The sequence below is a fragment of the Streptococcus sp. oral taxon 071 str. 73H25AP genome (assembly GCF_000146755.1).
In the GTDB taxonomy this organism is placed as follows: domain Bacteria; phylum Bacillota; class Bacilli; order Lactobacillales; family Streptococcaceae; genus Streptococcus; species Streptococcus oralis_T.
This window is the reverse complement of the sequence record NZ_GL397254.1, coordinates 492,882-513,907: the sequence shown is the minus strand read 5'-3', so window position 1 is coordinate 513,907 and position 21,026 is coordinate 492,882. Positions and strand designations below refer to the sequence as shown.

The window sequence follows — 21,026 nt, the reverse complement described above, 5'->3', positions numbered from 1 at the left end:
TACCATTATTGAGAGCTTTTGAGACAGCTATCCCATCCGCATCTGTTGTAACGGTATCAACCAAATTATTAGTGGTTTTCTCACGGATTTCAAAGACAACGCCTGCCAACTTAACAGTTGCATCCGCTTCATCGTATTTTGTGATTTTGATCTTACCAGCAATATCAGCTGTGACTGATGCACCTACAGATTTGACCGTCTTTAAATTAAACGTTGCTTCTGTTCTGGTTCCAATACTACCTCCGTATTGTTCCCAAATAAGTTGTGGTTGGTTATCAATCAAGTACTGCGCTGAGTTACTTATCGTTGAAGTATCTGCTGGTGAGGACGTATCATACGTTAAGAAAAAGCTCTTTGTTCCCATATTGGTCGGCATGAGCAACTCAAATCCTCGTTTCCCGTTGACAAAGGTCAACAAAGCTTTTTTATCTGAGTTAGCCTTGTATACCTCCGGATCGGTTGTGATTTCGTATTCATCACCTAAACGTTTAAGAGCAGATGAATTCGTATTCGTCGTTTCGAATTCCGCTTCATGCATATAGAAAGTACCTTCCACATAGTTAGCAAAGGCTCCCTTTGAAACGTCATCTGTAATCTTCACCACATGTCCAGTCATATCTTTCTTAGCGCGATTAATCTTCATCTGAAAATGTGCTCTCGCCTTATTGTTATCGTTATAACCGTACTTTGTAATGGTTTCTCCTATCACGTCAGTCTGTTGATATTTATTCACTTTATACGTGATGGTCTGTGTTTTACCATCTGGCAAAACATAAGTAACCGTTTTCCCCTCTTTTTGGAGTGTTTCAGTTGCTTCTGCGACAAAGTCCCCACGGATATTCTGCTTGTCCTTCACCTTGTCATTGAAGGTAAATACCAGCCGATGGTTAGCATTCTCCACTCGGACAGTCCCCATTTTGATATTTGACGTCGAATCAATCAAATCCAGACTACCATCCGTCAAACTCAAGTTATCTGGAGCCTTTACGATGAAGTAATCCCCATCCTTGATTTCATTAGCTGCCACATTGGGAAATGAGAATTTACCTGAATATTTCAATTTCATCGAAGTATCATTTGAACCATGAATTCCTTCAGTCTCGCTTCCTGTAGATGCTATAGTAATCTTCAAGTCATCTATTTTGACTTTACTCGTGATATCAGTTGCCGCATGTGCTTCACCCGCCGGGAAAAACATCATCAAGAATAAAAGAGGGAATACCAGAAAACCGAGATATTTTTTTATCTTATCCATTATGACCAACCTTTCTATTTGTATATCGATAAAAAATTAAGTATTCAATTCTACGTACGCAACACCTCCACAATATAGTGACGTATCCATAATAACACCATGCTCTATTCTTGATAAAATTATATTCACTTACAGCACATGATATAATAGAACTTATCAAGTTTATTATAACATATATATTTTAATTGATTTATTTCATTACTAAAGAATTTATTTACGAAATGTCAACTTTAAAGAATTCATTCCTTTGATATTTCTACTATCCTTCAATAAATAATGTCCCTTTATTCCTAAAACTAAATATAACCAATTTATTAATCTATATACTGTTATAAGATTTAATATAGTAGAAATATATTAAAATAAAAGTTTAGAACATAACAAAAAGTGAACTAAACAGAATTCTGATTGTCCCAGAATAGTTTGGTTCACTTTTTATTTAATCTATTAGATTTTCAAAATTCATAATGAAGAGTTTTTAAAATATAAATCTATTTTGTCCCCATCTCTTCATATCGTAGAAATTCTAATCCTCTTTTTTGCCTTTAGTGGCCACTAGACCTGCACTCAAACCAAGAAGAGCTAGGCCTGCTACTAGGGCTGCTTGACTTTCTGCACTTCCTGTATTTGGTAACTGCTCTTTTTGAACCTGACCAGCTGTACTTGAAGCGATTTCTTTTGTATCTGCTTTTTCTGATACTTGTGGTTTTGTAGACTCTTGCGGTACTGGTTTAGTCGTTTCACCAGCCGTACCTACTTCTACGATGCGATCCTGAGCCACGACTTTATCATAGCTTTCTTTTTCAGTTCGCTTGCCATTTTCAACTTCAATCAAGTGAACACGGATACCTTTTTGTCCTTCTTGGAGAACACGGGTTTGACCTACTGGAAGCTTATCGTTCTTTTGTTCCTGAACCTTGAAATCAATTGTTTCTTCTTCGATTACAAGTTCTGGTCTGTTAAGGACAAGGTTCTTCACTTCATCCTCTGGAAGGGAGGTTCCTGGTTTAGTTCCAACTTCTACGATGCGATCCTGAGCTATAACTTTATCATAGCTTTCTTTTTCAGTCCGCTTACCATTTTCAACCTCGATCAAGTGAATGCGAATACCCTTTTGACCTTCTTGGAGGATACGAGTTTCACCTAGATACAACTTATCAGACTTACGTTCCTGAACCTTGAAGTCGATGGTTTCTTCTTCGATTACAAGTTCTGGTCTGTTAAGGACTAGGTTCTTCACTTCATCTTCTGGAAGGGCGGTTCCTGGTTTTGTTCCAACCAAGACGATGCGGTCTGTCGGAGCCTCTACCACTTCGCGAAGTTTTTCTTCCTTACTTCCACTAGGATTAACCGCTGTGAAGATCCGTTCTTTACCAACTTTTCCTTCTTGTTCTACACGAGTTTCACCTAGATACAGTGTTGAATCTTTTTTCTCAACTGTCTTGTAGGCCAAATCTTTTTCAACAAATTCGAGTTTTGGAAGTTCTTCTTGTACAGCAGCAACTGTCTTCTCAGAAACTGATTTTTCCTTAGTCAAGTGGATACGGTATTCCTTGACTTGTTTTCCACTTTCTGAAACAAGGCGAACAAGTACAGGAAGGCTATCGTCTCCGCTATCTACAACTGTTGAAGCCACTTGATTGCTTTCTTCAACTGAGATTTTTGGACGTTGACCTTTATAGGTGATTTGGTAGTCTTGACGATCTTCAGCGAAGTCTGGAAGTTCTTTTCCATCCACAAGAATCTTCGATTGCGTACTTTCTTGAGGCAATTCACTCGGTGCAAGGAAGGTCATCTCAATCATCGCAACACCACTCTTATCTGCCTTGCGCTCCATACGCCATCTCATGGCTTTGGCTTTGACAGCTTTAAATGTTACGTTGATTTCATCACCAGATACGATGTCTTTATCCGCACGATAAGGCACAGATTCCCAATTTTCTGGATTGTTAAATGGATGAGCTGCATCATAGGCTTGATAGTTAGAATAGTAGGTAGGCACTTCAAAATCTGGGCCAATATAACGTTCCAAAACGAGTTTAGATGGGGCATCCGTACCACTATCTGCAAAGAAATGAAGTTTGGCTTGCGCAACAGTCCGTTCTACAATCTTACCATTTTCACGGAAGATCACACCTGCTGATACTTCTGGATTAGAAGATGGTGTTGGAGACCAGTTTGTCCAACGACGATTTTCTGAATGATCTCCATCATTGATATAGTCTACACGGTCATGTGAACTTGGATCAATATCATTAGTTGCGGAAGCAAAGGCCTGGTTACTGTTTTCATCATAGTCTGGGTTATTTGAGAGAGCTTCGCCTAGTTTGTCTGTCACTCGTACAGTGAACTCAGCAACAAGATCACTACCAAGGATACGACCTCGAACAGTAAATTGACCTGCTTTTGTCAGATTTTCTGCTGGAACTTCTTCCCATTCAACTGCCAAGTCTTTTGTTTCGTAACCGTCTTTACCTGTGAAGTAAACAGGAACCTTAGTTGGCAATTCAAGCGGTTGCCCTACTTGTAGCAAGCGAGCTTGTTTGACCGCGGCAACTGGTTTACGAGAGAGCAAGTCTTTATTGCTTGTGAAGTGCAGACGGTATTCTCCTAAGATGTCGCCATTTTCAGCCTTCGCGATAACACGAACTGGCTCACCTTCACGAACACTTGGAACGACGGTAGCGAGACCATTGTTGCTAACACTTGCTGTTACTGCAGGAACTTTTCCATCTACAGACTTAAGGTAGTAGTCAGTCAAATCAGGGTTAAAGTTTGCTAAATCTTTGCCATCAACTTGGATTCTCGTTTGTCCTTGTTTGGCTGCCGCAACTTGTTTCGCAAAGATTTGTACTTCTGTGATAGATGTTCCTTTCTTGCTATCAAGTCGAACCATACGAATGCGAACCGCATAGGTCTCAACTTTATCAAAGCTGAAATGATTCATTTCTCCAGCCTTGAGTTGAGCTGGGGCTTTTAGATTAGTAACAGGTTTCCAGTTAGCTGGATCGTTAAAGACATGTTCTTCATTGCCTACAAAGCTAGGGTTTTTAGGTGCTGTTGGAACAGTCTTACCAACATAATACTCAATCACATAAGACTTCGGTACACCAACTCCATGGTCTTCGTGGAATCCGACACTTAAATTATCAACCGAACGTTTGCTCAAGATACCTGAATCTCCGAATAGGACACCAACTGAAGCTTCTGGATTACTACGATTCCAGTTTGTCCAACGGTTAGCTGGGCGGTCATTAAAGGAAATCAATTTATCGTTGACGTTTGAAACAGGATCAGTTGGATTTGAGTCTGAAGCAAAGGCAAGTGGCAATTCTGATCCGGTCCATTGGTCAGAAATATTTGCTCCCTTCTCAGTTTGAGCAGATACGCGAACATGAAGTTTAGTTGTTAATTGCGTACCTTCTAGGCGACCATTAACTGTAAAGACACCTTCCTTGGCGTATTGGTCTGGACGAATCGCGTCCCATGTAACCTTAGCTGATGAAACGTGACCATTTGAATCGTAGGTACGAACACTTTCTGGTAATTGCGGTGCTTCTGCAATTGAAGTTGTCACACTGACTTCTTCAACTGAAACGATGCCTTCTACAGAGACTTTTGCACGCGCCTCAAGGTCAAGACCTTCAACTTTACCTAGAACTTCAAAGGTTTGATAGTGGTCGAGTTTTTCTTTTGGAATGGCTTGCCAAGTGACTTTGTGGGCTTTAGGGAAACCTTTGTCGTACTCAACTGTTACTGTTGCTGGAAGACTTGGTTCCTGATGCAAGTCTGTTACTACGTTTACAGGACGGATATATTGCGCAACCTTCTTCTCAGTGTTGGCTTGGATAGTGAGTTCAACTTGGCCTGTAGCCCCCTCATATTCTGCTTTGAGAGTGACTGCTCCTGGCTTATGCAACTCAAGCATTCCTTTACGAACTGCAACTTCCCCTTCACCACTTGTAGAGAAGGTTACTTTATCTGCTGGTAAAACAGCTTGTGTTCCGTCTTGATAGTGTGCAAGGACAGACAATTTCACTGTTTGGTCTTCTTTGAGAGCATCAGCTTTCTCCACTTGTAGGCTCAAATGGTCAATTTTTGGTGCTTCTTCGAGGAATTGAATTGCATACATTTGAAGAGGGCCACCATCATTTGGTTGAACAAAGATGCTTGCACGCATACCGTTTGCTACGCTTGCTTGCACCACTGTAACAGCTGCATTTTCAGCACTTGCTGTGACTTTTGGCAACTCAGCTCCATAAGCAAGTGTGCGGTATTGCATTGGTTTTTGAGTAGTAAGACCTGTGACAGCTTCTCCACCAACCGTTACAGTTGGTACTACAGGTGCTGCAGGATTGCCTTCTTCTACCACAAGGGTAGCGTGAATAGTCTCACCACCCAGTTGGCCAGTCATTTGAATACGTGATCCTGCAACTGACAATTTAGCTTTATCTGCTTCCGCAATCTCCCACTTATCAACTTCGTATTCTTGGACGCTTCCATCCGTTACAGCGATAGAAACATATTTATCAACAGCACTCAAGTCTGTTCCTGGAGCAACACGTTTAACAGTTGGTAGTTCTTTCGCAATTGCTAGAATTTCGACACGGGCCTCAACTTCACGTCCGTCTGCCATACCTTTAACAGTCACAACTCCTGCTTGGCTCACATCAACTGAAGACCAAGTTACTGGACGTTTTTCACGACTGCCATCACTGTAGATAAAACCGACTGTCTTCGGCATTTTCGGTTCTTTCTCAATAACAGTACGTACTTTTGGTACCTCTGTTCCGAGAACTGTCTTTTCTTGGTCTTCTTTTTTACCAGTAAAGACAGTTACTTGACCAGATTTCAAGAGATCTGAATGAGCTGTTAGTGTGAATTTACCTGCTTGTTCAGTTGATTTAACAATGGCAACCCCTTTACCGTTAAAGGCTCTACGGATCCAAGAACCATCTGGTTGCGCCTTGTAGCGTTCACGGCTGGCTTGTTCCCCATTATCGACACCGACCAGTTGACCTTGTCCATGCAGTTGGAAACGAACCAAATTATTGGCAGTTGGTACCACATTTCCTTCACTGTCTACGATTTCGTAGTAGATGTAGGTCAAGTCTTTTCCATCTGCTGCGATTGCATGTTCTTCCTTGACGAGGCGAACACCTACTGGTTGGCCTGCAGTAGTGATCTTATCACGTGCAATTTCTTTTCCAGCTTCATCGCGAGCTACAGCTTCCAAAGTACCTGGTTGATAAGCAACCTTCCACTCAAGATAGAGTTCCTTAGCATTGGCACCTTCTTGGTAGGTACGGCCATCACTGGTTTGTTTTTTGTTGAACTTTTTAACACCGAGAGATTGACCGTTCAAGAACAATTCAACGCTTGCAGCGTTTGAGTAGGCACGAACTGGAATCTTACCTTCTGAATCAGCAACATTTGCTTTTAGACTAGGATCTTCCCAGTTCCAGTGAGGAAGGAGGTGCACCATTGGTTTCTTCTTGGCAGAAACCCATTGGCTTTGGTAGAGATAAAAGTCATTTTTTGGAATACCGGCTGTATCTACGATACCAAAGTAAGAGCTCTTAACGGGAGTTTGGTTTTGGTTGTGCCATGGTGTAGGCTCACCAATATAGTCCGTACCTGTCCAGATAAACTGTCCAGCATAGCCAGCATTGTCACGGTCAAAGGTCCATGAAGCGGTTGCCGTTTTACCCCAACCAACACGATCATTTCCATAATCTGACTGTTCATAGTTACGATAAGCTTGGTTGCTATGTACCAATTCTTGTTCAGGACGATAATAGCTACCGCGTGTACGGGTTGCTGAAGATGTTTCTGAACCATAAATCAACCAGTTTGGATGTTTCGCACGAAGTTTCTTGTAGTTGTCTTCTGAGTAGTTGAAACCAACCGCATCCAGTTCATTAGCAATCTTCTCATGACCACCGCTACCATCACCAAAGCGGAACTTATCTGCTCCCATAGTAACATAACGTGTAGTATCAACATCTTTAATCACTTTTACTAAGCGTTTAACCGTTGCAAGAGAGTGAGCCTTTCCATCTGCTTCACCAATTTCATTCCCGATAGACCACATGAATACAGCTGGGTTATTTTTATCTCTTTCGACCATGGTACGAAGATCGTAGTCAGACCATTTTTCACCTTTTCTAGCTTCTGGGTGAGTAGCATCTTTTTCAAAGAAACGTCCGTAGTCATAAGGTTTCTTGCCACCATACCAAGTATCAAAGGCCTCTTCCTGAACCAGCAAACCAAGTTCTGCTGCGATTTGCAAGGTCTGTGGACTTGCAGGGTTATGAGTTGTACGGATGGCGTTAACGCCCATCTCCTTCATTTGTTTGAGACGACGGTATTCTGCCTTATAATTTTCTTCTGCTCCAAGCGCTCCGTGGTCATGGTGCAAGGAAACACCATGGAATTTAATGCGTTCACCATTCAAAGAGAAACCTTCATTTGGAGTCCAATGATAGTAACGGTAACCAAACAAATCTTTCTTAGCATCCACCAATTGACCGTCACGGTAAACACGCGTAATCAATTCGTACAAGGCAGGTTTATCATTTAAAACTGTCCAGAGTTTTGGTTGTTCAACTTCTAAAATCGCATCAAGACTTGTTGACTCATGTGCTTTCAAGGTACGGTTAGCTGTACGAACCAAGCCTGTTACAGCCTGACCACCACGTTCAACGATTTGATACTCTGCCACCAATTCATGGTCTTTATCATCTGTATTGACGATTTTGCTGGCTACATGAGTTTCAACCTTGCCATGTTGCTGTTCTTCAAGTTTTGGTGTTAAGATAGTTGTCCCATTCTTCTCAACATGAACCTTATCTGTCACTTGCAAGGTCACATCACGGTAAATACCGCTACCTGAGTACCAACGGCTACTTGGTTGTTTGTTGACTGCATGGACAGCAATCACATTCTCACGACCATCTTTGTGAAGATACTTTGTGATATCGTATGAGAACTGGTTATAACCATTTGGATAATGTCCCACTAACTGGCCATTGACATAGACTTGAGAATCCATGTAGACACCATCAAAGGTCAAACGAACATTCTTCTTGAGATCTTTTTCATCAAGTTTAAAGGTCTTACGATACCAAGCCTCACCACCATTGAGCTGTCCACCTTCGTTTTGGGCAGGTGATTGATGGTCAAAATCGTTAAAGATACTCCAGTCATGTGGAAGATCCAATTTTTGCCATGTTGATACATCAGCATCAGGTTTCACAGCTTCTTTAGAGTTCGCATTGAGTTTGAAGTGCCAATTTTGATTAAAATTCACTTTTCTGTCTTCAATCATTTGATTTACTTCTTCATTTGTCGCAGCTTTCAAATCTTCCTTAACAGGCTTTTCTTGACTTGAAGCTTGTGATTCTACCTTTGGATCATTTTCTTCAGGTTTAGAAGATGCTTTTTCCTCTTTCGGAGTTATAGCTTCATCTTCTTTCACCTCTGGTTTACTTGCTTCAATGGCAGCAGCTTGGCTTTGTTCTACACTTGCAGCCTCGTTCTTCTCTGATACTGCTTGATCCTGTTTTTCCTCCACTGCTGGACTTTCCTCTTTTACTTGTTCTACAGTGTGTGTAACAGGAGTTTCATCCGCAAAAACTGGTGATGCTCCAACAACACTTCCTCCAAATAGAACAGCGCAGGTTCCAATCATGACAGAGCAAGCTCCTACAGCAAACTTACGAATACTGTAGACTCTTTTACGATTCCAAAAGCCATTTTCCATAAAATCCTCCTTTAGTAATCGCTTCCATTTCTTTGTAAGCGCATTACTTTTTCATAGCCTTTTATCCTTATTTTATAAAATAATATAGGAAATTTCAATACCCTAAACAAAAAACTCATATTTTTGATTGTTTTTTCTAAAATTTGTAGAAGATTCAAAAAATGTGAATGTAGATTTAGGATTTTTTTACTAAAAAAGATAAAAAGTTTCATGATAAAAAGCTGTCCCCTTTATAGAAACAGCTATTATTAAAAATCAATCCTGAATTTTCCCTTCAATCACTGACTAGTTTTTCCTTTTGCCAGTAGCTTGACCATCTCATTTTTTCGTTCTTCTAGATCGGCAATTTGATGGAGTAAAAGTCCTGAAAAATCACATTCAAGCTCTTCAGTTTCGCCACTATTATACCAATCTAGAGCTACTATATGATTGTCCTTATCAAAGCAAAAAATCACATCTCCATCCCCGATGATAGACAGAAATGGAATATAATCCACAAAGCCCAAAGCGTGTAATTCCTTGGTTTTAAGACGAATGTCTAAGAAGTCTGGGATGCCATTTGCAATTCCCAAGACCTTAATACCTCGACAGAAGGTCCAAAATGGTGCTACATCGTAAGCCTTGGCTCTTGGCCATAGCTCTTCTCTGACTTCCATAAAGAGACCTCCCAGAGATGACATGGTGAATTCCCTGAAATCTTCTGGCAGACGAATGCCGTATTGATTTTCAAAATCCTGAACATCTTCTTCCGATGGTTCATTACCCATGCAGGCGACAACCTGATAAGTTTCCTTATCATAGTGACGAAAATACTCATAAACTTCCTTGAGTGCCATTATTTTAATCCTTTTTACTCAGAAATAATAACTACAAATCCATCTGGTAAGATAACCTCTTGCTCATCTTTAAGATGGCAATGACTCGCTAAATCAACAGAGTCTCTTTCTAAAACAAAATTCTCTTCAGACTGATTAAAGATTGCCTGAACTTCTTTTCCTTGGTAGTTCCAGCTCAAGGCAAGAACATCTGGTTTCACTTCTTGCAAGCAATATGAACCATGCTGAATCATACTTGCCACTTCCTTACGGACCTTGATTAATTTCTTCATGAAATTCAGCATATCATTGTCCTCAGACACACGGTCCCAAGGCATGACACGACGGCAGTCGGGATCTGGTCCACCTATTAATGCAAGCTCTGTTCCGTAATAGATACAAGGAGTCCCTTTTTGAAGGTAGAGGAAGGTTAAAGCAGCCTTGACATGTTGCACATTGCCTTTGGCAGTTGTGAGGATACGCTCTGTATCGTGAGAATCCAGAAGGTTAAACATCACTTCTGAGATTTGTTGCTTGTAGTACATTGACTGGCTATTGATTTCTGAAATAAACTGCTCTGTCTTTTTATGCTGACGCAAGAAATAATCCTTGATACTTTCAGAGAGCGGGTAGTTCATGACAGCATGGAACTCATCCCCTTTTAGCCAAGGTTGAGACGTATGCCAGATTTCACCTAAAATATACAAATCAGGCTTTTTAGCGAGAACTGCCTTTCTAAAATCTTTCCAGAACTGATGGTCAATTTCATTGGCAACGTCCAAACGCCAAGCATCGATATCAAAATTCTCAATCCAGTAGGTCGCAACACTTAAAAGATAGTCTTTGACTTCAGGATTTGCTGTATTTAACTTAGGCATATAGCTAGCAAAGGCAAAGGTATGATAAGGTAGTTCTCTCGCGTTTTTCAGTTTATCCTCTGTAATTGGGAATTCTTGAATATGGAACCAATCTTTATAAGGTGACTTTTCTCCATTTTTTAGAACATCCTGCCATTGGGCAGACTGGTCGCCAATATGATTAAATACCGCATCTAGCATGATCTTGATACCACGTTTGTGAGCTTCCTCGACTAGAGTAGCAAAGACTTCCTTGTCTCCAAAGTGACGGTCGATTTCAAAATAATCCGTCGTATCGTACTTATGATTGGTTGTAGCTTCAAAAATCGGACATAGATAAAGTCCAGTGATTCCCAAATCTTTTAGATAGTCCAGATGGTCGATAATCCCTTGCAAGTCTCCACCAAAAAAATCATCCCTGTTAGGCGCAATGGCAGCATCCCACTCTCGAGCTCCATCAGGAGTTAGATTAGGATTTCCATTAGAAAAGCGTTCTGGGAAAATCTGATACCAAACGGTATTTGAAACCCAGCTAGGAACCTGACATCCGTCTATTTCGTGAATATAGGGAAGCTTAAAGCCATTTCCTTCAGCATCCAAGTTTTCTAGAGTATGTTCTACACAACCCTTATCACCGTAGAAAACACCCTGACTCTCCTCATCAAGGAGTTCAAAGAGATACTGAATCCGTGCAAAATCAACAGAGACCGTAACCTGCCAATAATCAAACAAGGCGTCTGAAGTTACTTTAGTCATTTCTTTCTTGGCTTCATACTTATCCTCGATGAAGATAAAGGGATCTCCATAATGTAAAATGACCTGCTGGACATCATTTTTCTTGGTTCTAATTCGGATATGTAGCTGACCTTCTTTGTACAGATAAGCATACTCTGATTCTGGTCTATGATAAATGGCTGTCAATTCCATATTTTGTCTCCTAAATAATCATCATCAACAAAAACGCAAACGTTTTCATAATTGCTATTTCTAGTATACTATTTTAAGATTCGATTTGCAATACTTGGTCAAATTTGACAAGAAAACACCTCAAAATAAATATTGCAGACTAACCAAGAAATTTCAGCACCTATCTATAAAAAGCTCCTAAACTCAGCCTCACAGCCTAGTCAATCCGACAAAGGGCAAGTTCTTTTAATCCTCTGTCGTAAAGGAAGGTTAAACAAAAGTTGTCTGTCATATTTTGAAGCTTGTGTTTACTCATTCCTCTAGGCAAGGCTATATCGCACCATTCTCTCGTTGCCAGAGAAAATAGCTTTTGCTTACCCTTCCAGTCATCATTCTTAAATAAGGGGCTCAGGATAAGATAAGGCGAATCCGTAAAAATTCCATTGACACCAGCTTTTTTGCCTAAAGCCTTTAAATGTTCAGATTCTAATAACTTTTCGATAATACGACCATCACTAGAGATTTTAACAAGAGCATAATAGTCCATGCCCCATTTATTGACAGAGGTTTGACTTTCTCCAGAGCTAAAGGCATAGAGCTCTTGCTTCCAACATTTCATACTATCAATTTTAGGACAAAAACTTGAGTTCGTGTCGTGGTGATTTAACTCTTTTTTATCAATATGCGAATAAGTGGTCCACTTAGCCTGCTTTTTCTCTCGATCAAATTCTAAAAGGGCAAAGTTTCTTGCCTGATTTGTATAAACTTGATTTTCAAAACACACGGGTATCTGGTCGCTATCTGATACGATTTGAAAATATCTCTCTTGTGCCTTTTTAGGAAGTATACTTTGCGGATCCTTTATGGCAATGATTTCTGGATGAGAAAAATCACCAGTATAATAGACTATTTCCTTGCCAGCCTTGATGATGCCAATATTTTGTCCATCTGTAAAGAGTAGAGGTTCTTCCTCCCAAACATGGTCACAATCCCAAGCATCTATCTCCTTCACACCCAAAGGTGATACTTCAAGCAGACAGTAGAGATTGAAAGCTTCCTTCTCACTGGTCAAGACAAAGGCTCTACCATCATGTAACATGACAGAATTGAAAACACTATTGTAGTCCTTGTCTAGTTCCCATTTATTCAATAGACTTAACTTTAACTTCCCCATTTTCTCTCTCCTAATCCATCACCACTCGTTGATGGCAAATAGAATGGCTGATCTAATATTTCTTAGCAATTGATCTGAAAGTTCATCGTATACTTGACCCAGTCCCTTGTCTTGTGCCAGCCATCCAGGTTCATCATTCCAGGAGCCCATTCCTCCAAAAACATCCGCTGAGCTTGCAGCTCTAAATATGCTTAGATGTTGCGGTGGAATTTGAGGTTCTGCCAGTCCTTTACCAGATTCTGGGTCCAGCAAAAAGTTTCTAGCAGAGTGAAAGACTTTGGCAAAGTTGTCACATTCAATTTTAATTGCTAAATCTTCTATACGAGCCAATATGTCCTTAAATTCTTCTATATTATTTTCATAGTGGGGAATGTCTTGAGAAGACCTTTCCCATTCATACTCGGTGTAGGTAACATCCCAGCCCCTGCCTGCGGAAGCAGATTTCCAATTTGGTAGGAAATAACTTGCCTTCCCATCTTTATAAAAACAGAGAATTGAACTCTGTGTCGTATTGGAGAAACCTAAAATACCTCTGTCATTTACTGAGATAGGGCAAAATAATTTTAAGTCCTTCAAACCTTTTTCCTTAAGATTTTCAAACCAACCAGATACAGATAGTTCTATAACTTCCCCCTTTTCTGACGGCAAAATTTGAAAGCAAATCTTATTGATATATTGGTCAGGATGATACAAGATTGCCTGATCAGTTTTTAAAGCCTTCCTAGCTGCTGCAACGATACAGGCTATTTGGTACATTTGTCCATTCATATGATCTCTTCCATTATCCCTTCAATCAGATTTGTAAGGCTTTCAGCCGCATAGATCACCTGGTCAGGATCATGGATGTAGCAAATAACCTGACCTTCCTGACCCTCCTGGTCTGGATCAAAATCCAGCATAAGATAACAAGAGTCACAATACTGAGCAAAAGGAAGCCATTTTTTATTAAAAAGATAAGGCTTAATTCTACTATCATGCATGCTTTCTAGGTCTTGACTAGAAAAATAGTCGGGAAATTCGGTTAACAGAGCATCTCTATTTTGAAAGTACTTTTTACAACTTTCCATTTCCTGTAGACTCATGAGAGAAAAAGTCAAATCTCTCTGGTCAATTACACAAGGTAAAATAGAGAGGTATTTACTCCCATTTTTATAGCTATAAAGCTCTTTGAAGTCACTAGGTAGACGAATGCCAAATATTTCCTCAAAGGCTTGAAGCTCTTCCTCAGAAGCACCAGAAATGCCCTGATAATCTTCCAGATATCCTTCCTCTACAGGATCATCCAAATCCCAGTCTTCAAAACACTCACAAATATAAGTTTCTATTTTTTTAACTTGGTCAATTAGTTGCATCATTTCACCATGATTTCTTTATTTTATCTGTCTTCCAATGCTTTTTACCGCTTATAACTTGTTTTTTCTAGGAGAAGGGGTTCAGGATTTTGCTTAATCCAAGCAATAGCTAGCTGACACAGGCGGTCTAGGCGAGGCTCGTCATCAAAACCTTTCCCATGAACTTGAGCAATAAGCTCTTTAGTCTCTTCTAATTCTTGATCTGAAAGGGGGATTCCTAGAGACAAGTATTGAGGGAGAGCTTGAAGCATTTTTCTATAGTCCCTGTCCCAGTTGACCCCACCATTGCGATCCAGTTCATCTCGAACTCTGCCTGGTATACGGATAGCTTCTCCCTGAACAGTTTTGGCTGGCCCACTCGAAGGGATTAAGAAGGACCAAAGTTCCTCATATTGTTCCTCCCAGGATCCTTCTACTAGCTTAATCGGTGAAACTCCATCATGAGTTAGGCGTTTTTCTACAGGCTTAACATCAAATATCTCATAGAGCTTCGTTAAGCCTTTATCTGCAGCCTCTATGTAGTCAGGATGGATCCCTTCTCTGTGAAATTCAAAATCCTTACCAATATTTTCAACCTTTTCTTTCATAGCAGAAGTTTTCTTAGCGCCCGCCTCTACCAACATGGTGGCAATTTCAGCTGTTTGGGCAATATAGATTCCCCGGCAGACCATCAAGACTGAAGCTAGAGGAGTTCTACCCATATCATTTTTGGCATTAACATCTGCTCCTTTGTCAATCAGAAGTTTGACTGTCTTAGGATGGAAAAACTCAGCTGCCACATGTAAAGGTGTCTCGCCATAGGTATTGGGTTTCCCAATGTCTGCACCCAATTCGAGCAATAGTTTTACAGTATCTCTTCCCATGGTTGCCTGACGATACAAAGGAGTCGCTCCATAATAATCAGGGATATTGATATCTAGGCCCTTTTCTACCAGCCAGATAACCAATTCATCCGGGACTCCTCCCATATGCAGAGGTGTACATAAGCTAAATCTTCCATCATGGGCGGTTAATTCACAACGATCATAGACTGCTTTAAGGGCTTCAATATTTCCTTCATCCATTAAATCCTTAAACTCTTTTGGTAATGTAACTCTTTTCTTTGCCATCTTTAGTTCCTTTCTTCTGATTCAGCATCTAGGGCAAGCCAATGAAGTTTGTCAACCGTTTTCAAAATCAGGACTTGTCCATCATAATCATTTTTCAACTCAAGACCGTTTTGCTCAATAGATATATGATTGTACCAGTGGTCTAGGCTGGCGTATTCCCCCATATGAATATTGATGAGGATACTCGTTATGGGATTCCAAGTCCCTTTCTTAACTGTTTCTGCTAAGAGGTAGTAAGCATCTAAAAATATGAGATTTCTCCCATAGATCCAAAAGGGCAGATCAAGCCCCAACAAAGGCAACTTGGCAGAAAAAATCTCATCACCGTGTGGTGGAACGGTTTCATAATGAAATTCTATCTCACTGCCATAATAGGCAATCAGGGCTCCCTGACATCCGATATTTTGAGGAATCCCTTCCTCAGCTACAATAAATTCCATGACCTGCTCCTTCTATTTTCAATCATAAAACCCGACCAGACTCTGCCAAAATATCAAACTGGACGCATGACCTATTCTAGTCATCAAGCGGATGAAGTCACTTTCACACCCCTTCCAAACTGCAGATTGGGCCGTTCCCATGGCTCTAACAAATGCTAGAAAATCTGGTGTCAGCCATATTTTTTCATCATAGTTCATCTCTGCATCAAGAGCATAGACCGCCCCAGATTGACAATCCAGCAAAATAGTATAGGGATCTCCATTTGCAATGATGATCAGGCCTCTTTCTTGTAGAGTAGAGTAGAGTAATCGTGGTATTCCAAATTTCGATTCATCAGCCAAGTAAGACTAGTGTCGTCCCCATATCCAAACTGGTAACTTAAAAAACCGATCTGCCCCCAGTTATAGGCCAGAATATACTTCCTAAAAATCGGATCCAAATCTTGGATTTGCAGTTGTTTTTTCAAACGATCCAGTTCAGACACAGGCACTTCAGTATGGCTCAGGACAATTCCTTCTCTTATCTCAGGGTCAAGCCCTTGTATTGCTTCCTCAATAATGGAAATAATTTGGTCAATTGTCAATAATTCCATTGTCAACCTCCGACTATAAATAGTCCATTTTCTAGAGCAAACTAGCTAGTTTAGGTCTTCTTTTTTCTGATGAACATTCTTATCTCTATTATACCGCAAAGCTATCTAATAGGGATAAACCACCAGTATTTTCAGGGATTATTTTTGATGAACAACTTCTCCTAATTAAAACAAAAAGCCCTTCCTCAAGGGAACAGCTTTCTCACTTATAATTAAAGATTTCTCTTGCCAACTTATCAGCTAACTTGGGAAAGAGGCTATAAAATTTGTGGGCTAAATTGAGCGAAAGAGGAAGATTGAGTTCTCGTTTGTTTTTTCCTATGGTCTTGACGATTTTTTTAGCAACCGTATCTGGTTCTAAGAGAAATCGGTCAACCGACTTGAGGTAGCTACCATCTGGGTCTGCCTGGTCAAAAAAGGCAGTACGAATCGGTCCTGGATTAACCGTAGTTACATAGACACTATCGGGCGTCAGTTCAAGGCGCAGAGCATTTGAATATCCAATAGCCGCAAACTTGGTCGCCGAGTAGAGACTGGACTTGCTAGTCGCTATCAAACCTGCCATGCTGACAATATTGATGATATGCCCTTTTCCTCTCTCCTTCATGCGAGCTCCAAGACGACGAGACAGATTCATCAGAGCAAAGGTATTAACCTCAAACATCTGGTGAATGTCTTGAGCAGAAATCTTGTCAAACTCTTCAAAAATACCATAACCAGCATTGTTAATCAAGACATCAATCTTGCCATAACGGAGATAGAGGTCAGCGACCAGAGCTTCTAGGGCTGAGTCATCAGTAATGTCGATTTCAATCCATTCCACATTAGGATGATTCCCGTAGAGTTGTGCCAGTTTTTCCTTGTTTCTACCTAGCAAGATCAGTTGGTCATTTGGCAAGAGTTTGACCATTTCTTGGGCTAATCCACCGCTAGCTCCGGTAATGAGAATAGTACGCATACTTATCCTTTCTCAATCTTCTAGATTTCCACTTCTTCCAAGTCTTTAACCACATGGACATTCTCAAAAATACTAGCTGCATCTTTCTTAAGCTGGCTGATATCTTTTGAGAGGAAGCGAGCACTGATATGATTGAGCAAGAGGCGCTTAGCACTGGCTTCTGCTGCTACTTGTGCTGCCTGCATATTGGTTGAGTGACCGTGATTGCGAGCAATTTTTTCATCTCCCTTGCCATAAGTCGACTCATGGATAAGGACATCGGCATTGACAGCTAAACGCACACTAGCATTGGTTTTTCGGGTGTCACCCAGAATAGTAATAATCTTACCCGGACGGGGAGCTGAGATATAGTCTGCCGCCTTGATTTCAGTCCCATCATCCAAAACAACATCCTGGCCGTTTTTGATTTTTCCAAAAAGCGGACCAAATGGGACACCAGCAGCCTTGAGCTTCTCAGCATCCAAGGTTCCTTCTAAGTCCTTTTGCATGACACGATAGCCAACACAGAAAATAGTGTGATCCAGCTCCTCTGCATACACAGTGAATTTATCGGTTTCAAGGATTTTCCCTAGAGAATCTTGGTCAAACTCATGAAAATAAATGCGGTAAGGCAGACGAGAACCTGACACACGTAAACTAGTTAAGACAAAGGACTTGATCCCTTGCGGTCCATAGATGTCCAAATCTGTCTGCTCTTCATTGGCCTGAAAGGCACGACTAGAAAGGAAGCCTGGCAAGCCAAAGATATGGTCTCCATGCAGGTGAGTGATAAAGATTTTGCTGACCTTACGTGGTCGAATCGTGGTTTCCAGAATGCGATTTTGCGTTCCTTCTCCACAGTCAAAGAGCCAAACTTCGTTAATCTCATCCAAGAGTTTCAGGGCGAGACTTGAGACGTTGCGGGCTTTAGAGGGCTGACCAGCCCCCGTTCCTAAAAATTGAATATCCATTTGATACTTTCTAATTAATCAATATATAACATGGCTGTGCGGTTTTCCGATCGGAAATAGCGCTTGCCAGAAAAAGCAACAGCTTCTTGTAATAAATCCTCTTGGCTATAGCCTTTGAGACGCTTGCGACCATCAGCCAAGCTTTCCAAATCTGTCAAAGCTGTGAGACTCTCCACACTAACAACTTCTTCGTCTCCGGCATCCTTCATGTAAATCTTTCCAGACTCTTCAAAGACGAGCTGATGGGGGAAAATTTGCGCAATCTCAAAAAGCAAGTCATTCGAGATTTCCTCTTCATTTTCAGAGAAAATCCTTCCCAGTCCTTCACTCTCGTAGCAAAATCCAAAAGATTTGCCAGATAAATTAAGACGAATGAAAGGCTTATTTTCAAAGGTGAAACTTGGCTCAGCATTGTAGAGGTTCAATTCCTTGCTTAGTTCTGCAAAATAATCCGTCGCAGCTTGAGGACTCTTTTTCTGGTAGAGTTCTGCAAAGTAAGCATTCACTACACTGGGCGGAGGGGTAATGAGAGCCAACTGCTCTTGTTCTGTTTTGCCAGCTAGAAGTTGATCCAGATAGACCTTATCCAGACTTGTATAGCCCCCATATTTTAGAGCCAAGGTTTTAATATCAGTCATAAAATTCCTCTAACCTCCATTTGTTTTTCTCCGAAATATAGCCTGTAATCGCTTCTCCATCATCTTGGTAGTCACGATCTTCAAGAATCGCTACACTTTCCAAATCATGAATCTTGTAGGACTTAGAAAAAGGCACCCGTAGAGTAAAGGATTCAAAAATATCCTTGATTTTCTCTAAAAATAAAGCCTGCAACTGCTCACGACTATCCTCAGACTTGGCAGAAATGAGGGCATACGGCGTTTGAGTAGGCGTGAAATCCTCCACCAAATCCGCTTTATTATAAAGGGTCAGACGAGGAATATCCTCCATATCCAAGTCTTTCATGATAGACAGAACCGTTTTTTCATGCTCCTCGTGATAAGGATTGCTGGCATCAATGACATGAACCAGAAGGTCTACATGCTTACTTTCTTCCAAGGTTGACTTAAAACTGGACACCAATTCTGTTGGCAAATCTTGGATAAAGCCAACAGTATCAGTCAAGGTAACCTGAAGATTGCCTCCCAGATGGATACTCTTAGTCGTCGCGTCCAGAGTCGCAAAGAGTTCGTCCGCTTCATACTGGGTCTTACTGGTCAAGGTGTTCATGATGGTTGACTTCCCAGCATTGGTATAACCAATCAAACCAATCTTAAAGGTACTTGACTCCAAGCGTTTTTCTCTGACTGTCGCTCGATTCTTCTCAACTACCTTAAGCTGACGCTCAATATCTGTGATTTGATTGCGAACACTACGTCGGTTCAGTTCCAACTGACTCTCACCTGGACCACGGGAACCAATTCCCCCTGCCTGACGGCTGAGCATAATTCCCTGACCAACCAAGCGAGGTAAGAGGTACTTAAGCTGGGCCAAATGCACTTGAAGTTTTCCTTCATGGCTTCGAGCTCGCATAGCAAAGATATCCAGAATCAACTGCATACGGTCAATCACCTTGACACCCAGAACTTCCTCTAGATTGACATTTTGCCGTGGTGTCAGACGATTATTGACGATGACAGTGCTAATTTCTTCCGCATCTACCATCAGTGCAATCTCTTCCAACTTACCAGAGCCAACAAAGGTCTTGGAATCATATTTTTCACGTTTTTGTCTGTAGCTATCGACTACGACTGCCCCAGCTGTCTTAGCCAGACTGGCCAACTCTTCCATGGACAGGTCAAAATTATCCATGCCCTGCAGTTCAACACCAATTAGCAGGACCCGTTCTTCTTTTTTCTCCGTTTCAATCATTTAAAAACTCCTCAATCTGGCTTAGAATACGCTCCTTCACGCCAGACTCTCCTATCTGATAAAAGGTCACCTGCATGCGATTACGGAACCAGGTCAACTGACGCTTGGCAAAACGACGGGTAACCTGTTTGAGACTCTCACTAGCTTCCTCTAAAGTCTGCTCCCCACGGAAATATGGAAATAGTTCCTTGTAGCCAATTCCTTTGGCTGCCTGCGCATCAGGGTAATGGTCAAAAAGCCACTTGGCCTCATCCAAAAGCCCAGCCTCAAACATCAGATCCACTCGGTTGTTGATACGTTCATAAAGCTGACTACGCTCATCATCTAAGCAGATAATCAGAGGTTCATACAAAGTCTCTTGATTTTCCAAATCCTGACCAAAATGGGCAATCTCCAAGGCGCGCATGGCACGACGACGGTTAAACTGGGGAATTTCAAGACCTGCTTGCTTCACGAGATGGGCTAATTCCTCATCTGAATAAGGCTCCAAGCTAGCCCGATAAGCTAAAATCTCCTCATGAGGTGTTTCTCCACCTAGATGGTATCCTTCCAGCAAGCTCTGGATATAAAGCCCTGTACCACCCGCGATAATAGCAAGCTTACCACGGTTATGAATATCCTCAATAGCCTTCTTAGCTTCTGAAACAAAATCAAAAGCCGAGTAAGACTCGGTCACCTCTCTGACATCAATCAAATGATGAGGAACAGATGCTTGCTCCTCTGGGCTGGCCTTGGCCGTCCCAATATCCAACCCTCTGTATACTTGCTGACTGTCACCGCTGACCACCTCTCCACCAAAGCGCTTGGCTACTTCAATAGCAAGGGCTGTCTTACCAACAGCAGTCGGTCCAACAATCACAATTATTTTTGTTTTCATCTTTTTTCCTTGAAAAATTCCCATTTTTTCGTTACTATTATTATATCATAAAAAGGTCAGTCAGAAAAATGCTACCTCTTGAGGAGTCTGTCTGATCAGGAAGATA

The 21,026-nt window shown here is 41.2% G+C and carries 16 protein-coding genes; all 16 read right to left on the bottom strand.

From position 1 onward, the window contains the following. On the bottom strand, positions 1 to 1,255 hold a 1,255-nt coding region (locus HMPREF9189_RS04795; protein ID WP_000357896.1), incomplete at its 3' end, for an Ig-like domain-containing protein. Between the two features lie 526 nt (positions 1,256 to 1,781). Next, a complete protein-coding gene (gene bgaA, locus HMPREF9189_RS04790; protein ID WP_000427299.1) occupies positions 1,782 to 9,020 on the bottom strand; it encodes an LPXTG-anchored adhesin/beta-galactosidase BgaA in 7,239 nt (2,412 codons plus the stop codon). 278 nt (positions 9,021 to 9,298) lie between these two features. Then, complete coding sequence (locus tag HMPREF9189_RS04780) at positions 9,299 to 9,856, bottom strand: SMI1/KNR4 family protein (RefSeq protein ID WP_001185405.1); 558 nt, start codon at positions 9,854 to 9,856, stop codon at positions 9,299 to 9,301. 14 nt (positions 9,857 to 9,870) lie between these two features. Then, positions 9,871 to 11,619 (bottom strand): glycoside hydrolase family 13 protein, encoded by a 1,749-nt coding sequence (locus HMPREF9189_RS04775; protein WP_000423961.1) that lies wholly within the window; start codon positions 11,617 to 11,619, stop codon positions 9,871 to 9,873. A gap of 196 nt (positions 11,620 to 11,815) precedes the next feature. Further along, entirely contained in the window at positions 11,816 to 12,772 is a 957-nt protein-coding gene (locus HMPREF9189_RS04770; protein ID WP_000517235.1) for a hypothetical protein, read from the bottom strand. An 18-nt stretch (positions 12,773 to 12,790) separates the two neighbouring features. After that, entirely contained in the window at positions 12,791 to 13,540 is a 750-nt protein-coding gene (locus HMPREF9189_RS04765) for a hypothetical protein (RefSeq protein WP_001014341.1), read from the bottom strand. Then, entirely contained in the window at positions 13,537 to 14,124 is a 588-nt protein-coding gene (locus HMPREF9189_RS04760; protein WP_001175980.1) for an SMI1/KNR4 family protein, read from the bottom strand. The genes HMPREF9189_RS04765 and HMPREF9189_RS04760 overlap by 4 nt, the downstream gene beginning before the upstream one ends. 44 nt (positions 14,125 to 14,168) lie before the next feature. Further along, positions 14,169 to 15,233 carry an ankyrin repeat domain-containing protein gene (locus tag HMPREF9189_RS04755; protein ID WP_001085623.1) on the bottom strand — a complete coding sequence of 355 codons (1,065 nt, stop codon included), beginning with the start codon at positions 15,231 to 15,233 and terminating at the stop codon, positions 14,169 to 14,171. 2 nt (positions 15,234 to 15,235) lie between these two features. Beyond that, positions 15,236 to 15,673 carry a hypothetical protein gene (locus tag HMPREF9189_RS04750; protein WP_000394427.1) on the bottom strand — a complete coding sequence of 146 codons (438 nt, stop codon included), beginning with the start codon at positions 15,671 to 15,673 and terminating at the stop codon, positions 15,236 to 15,238. 18 nt (positions 15,674 to 15,691) lie between these two features. Next, a complete protein-coding gene (locus HMPREF9189_RS12515; protein ID WP_009755280.1) occupies positions 15,692 to 15,916 on the bottom strand; it encodes a hypothetical protein in 225 nt (74 codons plus the stop codon). A 32-nt stretch (positions 15,917 to 15,948) separates the two neighbouring features. Then, on the bottom strand, positions 15,949 to 16,266 hold the full coding sequence (locus HMPREF9189_RS12510) for a hypothetical protein (RefSeq protein WP_009755279.1): 318 nt from the start codon (positions 16,264 to 16,266) through the stop codon (positions 15,949 to 15,951). A 202-nt stretch (positions 16,267 to 16,468) separates the two neighbouring features. Continuing rightward, complete coding sequence (locus tag HMPREF9189_RS04740) at positions 16,469 to 17,224, bottom strand: SDR family oxidoreductase (RefSeq protein ID WP_001259186.1); 756 nt, start codon at positions 17,222 to 17,224, stop codon at positions 16,469 to 16,471. 20 nt (positions 17,225 to 17,244) lie between these two features. Next, positions 17,245 to 18,174: a ribonuclease Z gene (gene rnz, locus HMPREF9189_RS04735; RefSeq protein WP_000354325.1), complete on the bottom strand. Its 930-nt coding sequence runs from the start codon at positions 18,172 to 18,174 to the stop codon at positions 17,245 to 17,247. A 14-nt stretch (positions 18,175 to 18,188) separates the two neighbouring features. Continuing rightward, on the bottom strand, positions 18,189 to 18,812 hold the full coding sequence (locus tag HMPREF9189_RS04730) for a hypothetical protein (RefSeq protein WP_000129705.1): 624 nt from the start codon (positions 18,810 to 18,812) through the stop codon (positions 18,189 to 18,191). Beyond that, positions 18,805 to 20,043: a GTPase HflX gene (gene hflX, locus HMPREF9189_RS04725; RefSeq protein WP_000573163.1), complete on the bottom strand. Its 1,239-nt coding sequence runs from the start codon at positions 20,041 to 20,043 to the stop codon at positions 18,805 to 18,807. Before hflX ends, HMPREF9189_RS04730 begins: the two co-directional genes overlap by 8 nt. Continuing rightward, positions 20,036 to 20,920, bottom strand: coding sequence for a tRNA (adenosine(37)-N6)-dimethylallyltransferase MiaA (gene miaA, locus HMPREF9189_RS04720; protein WP_000850168.1), 885 nt, complete (start codon positions 20,918 to 20,920; stop codon positions 20,036 to 20,038). The genes hflX and miaA overlap by 8 nt, the downstream gene beginning before the upstream one ends. Positions 20,921 to 21,026: the final 106 nt, after the last annotated feature.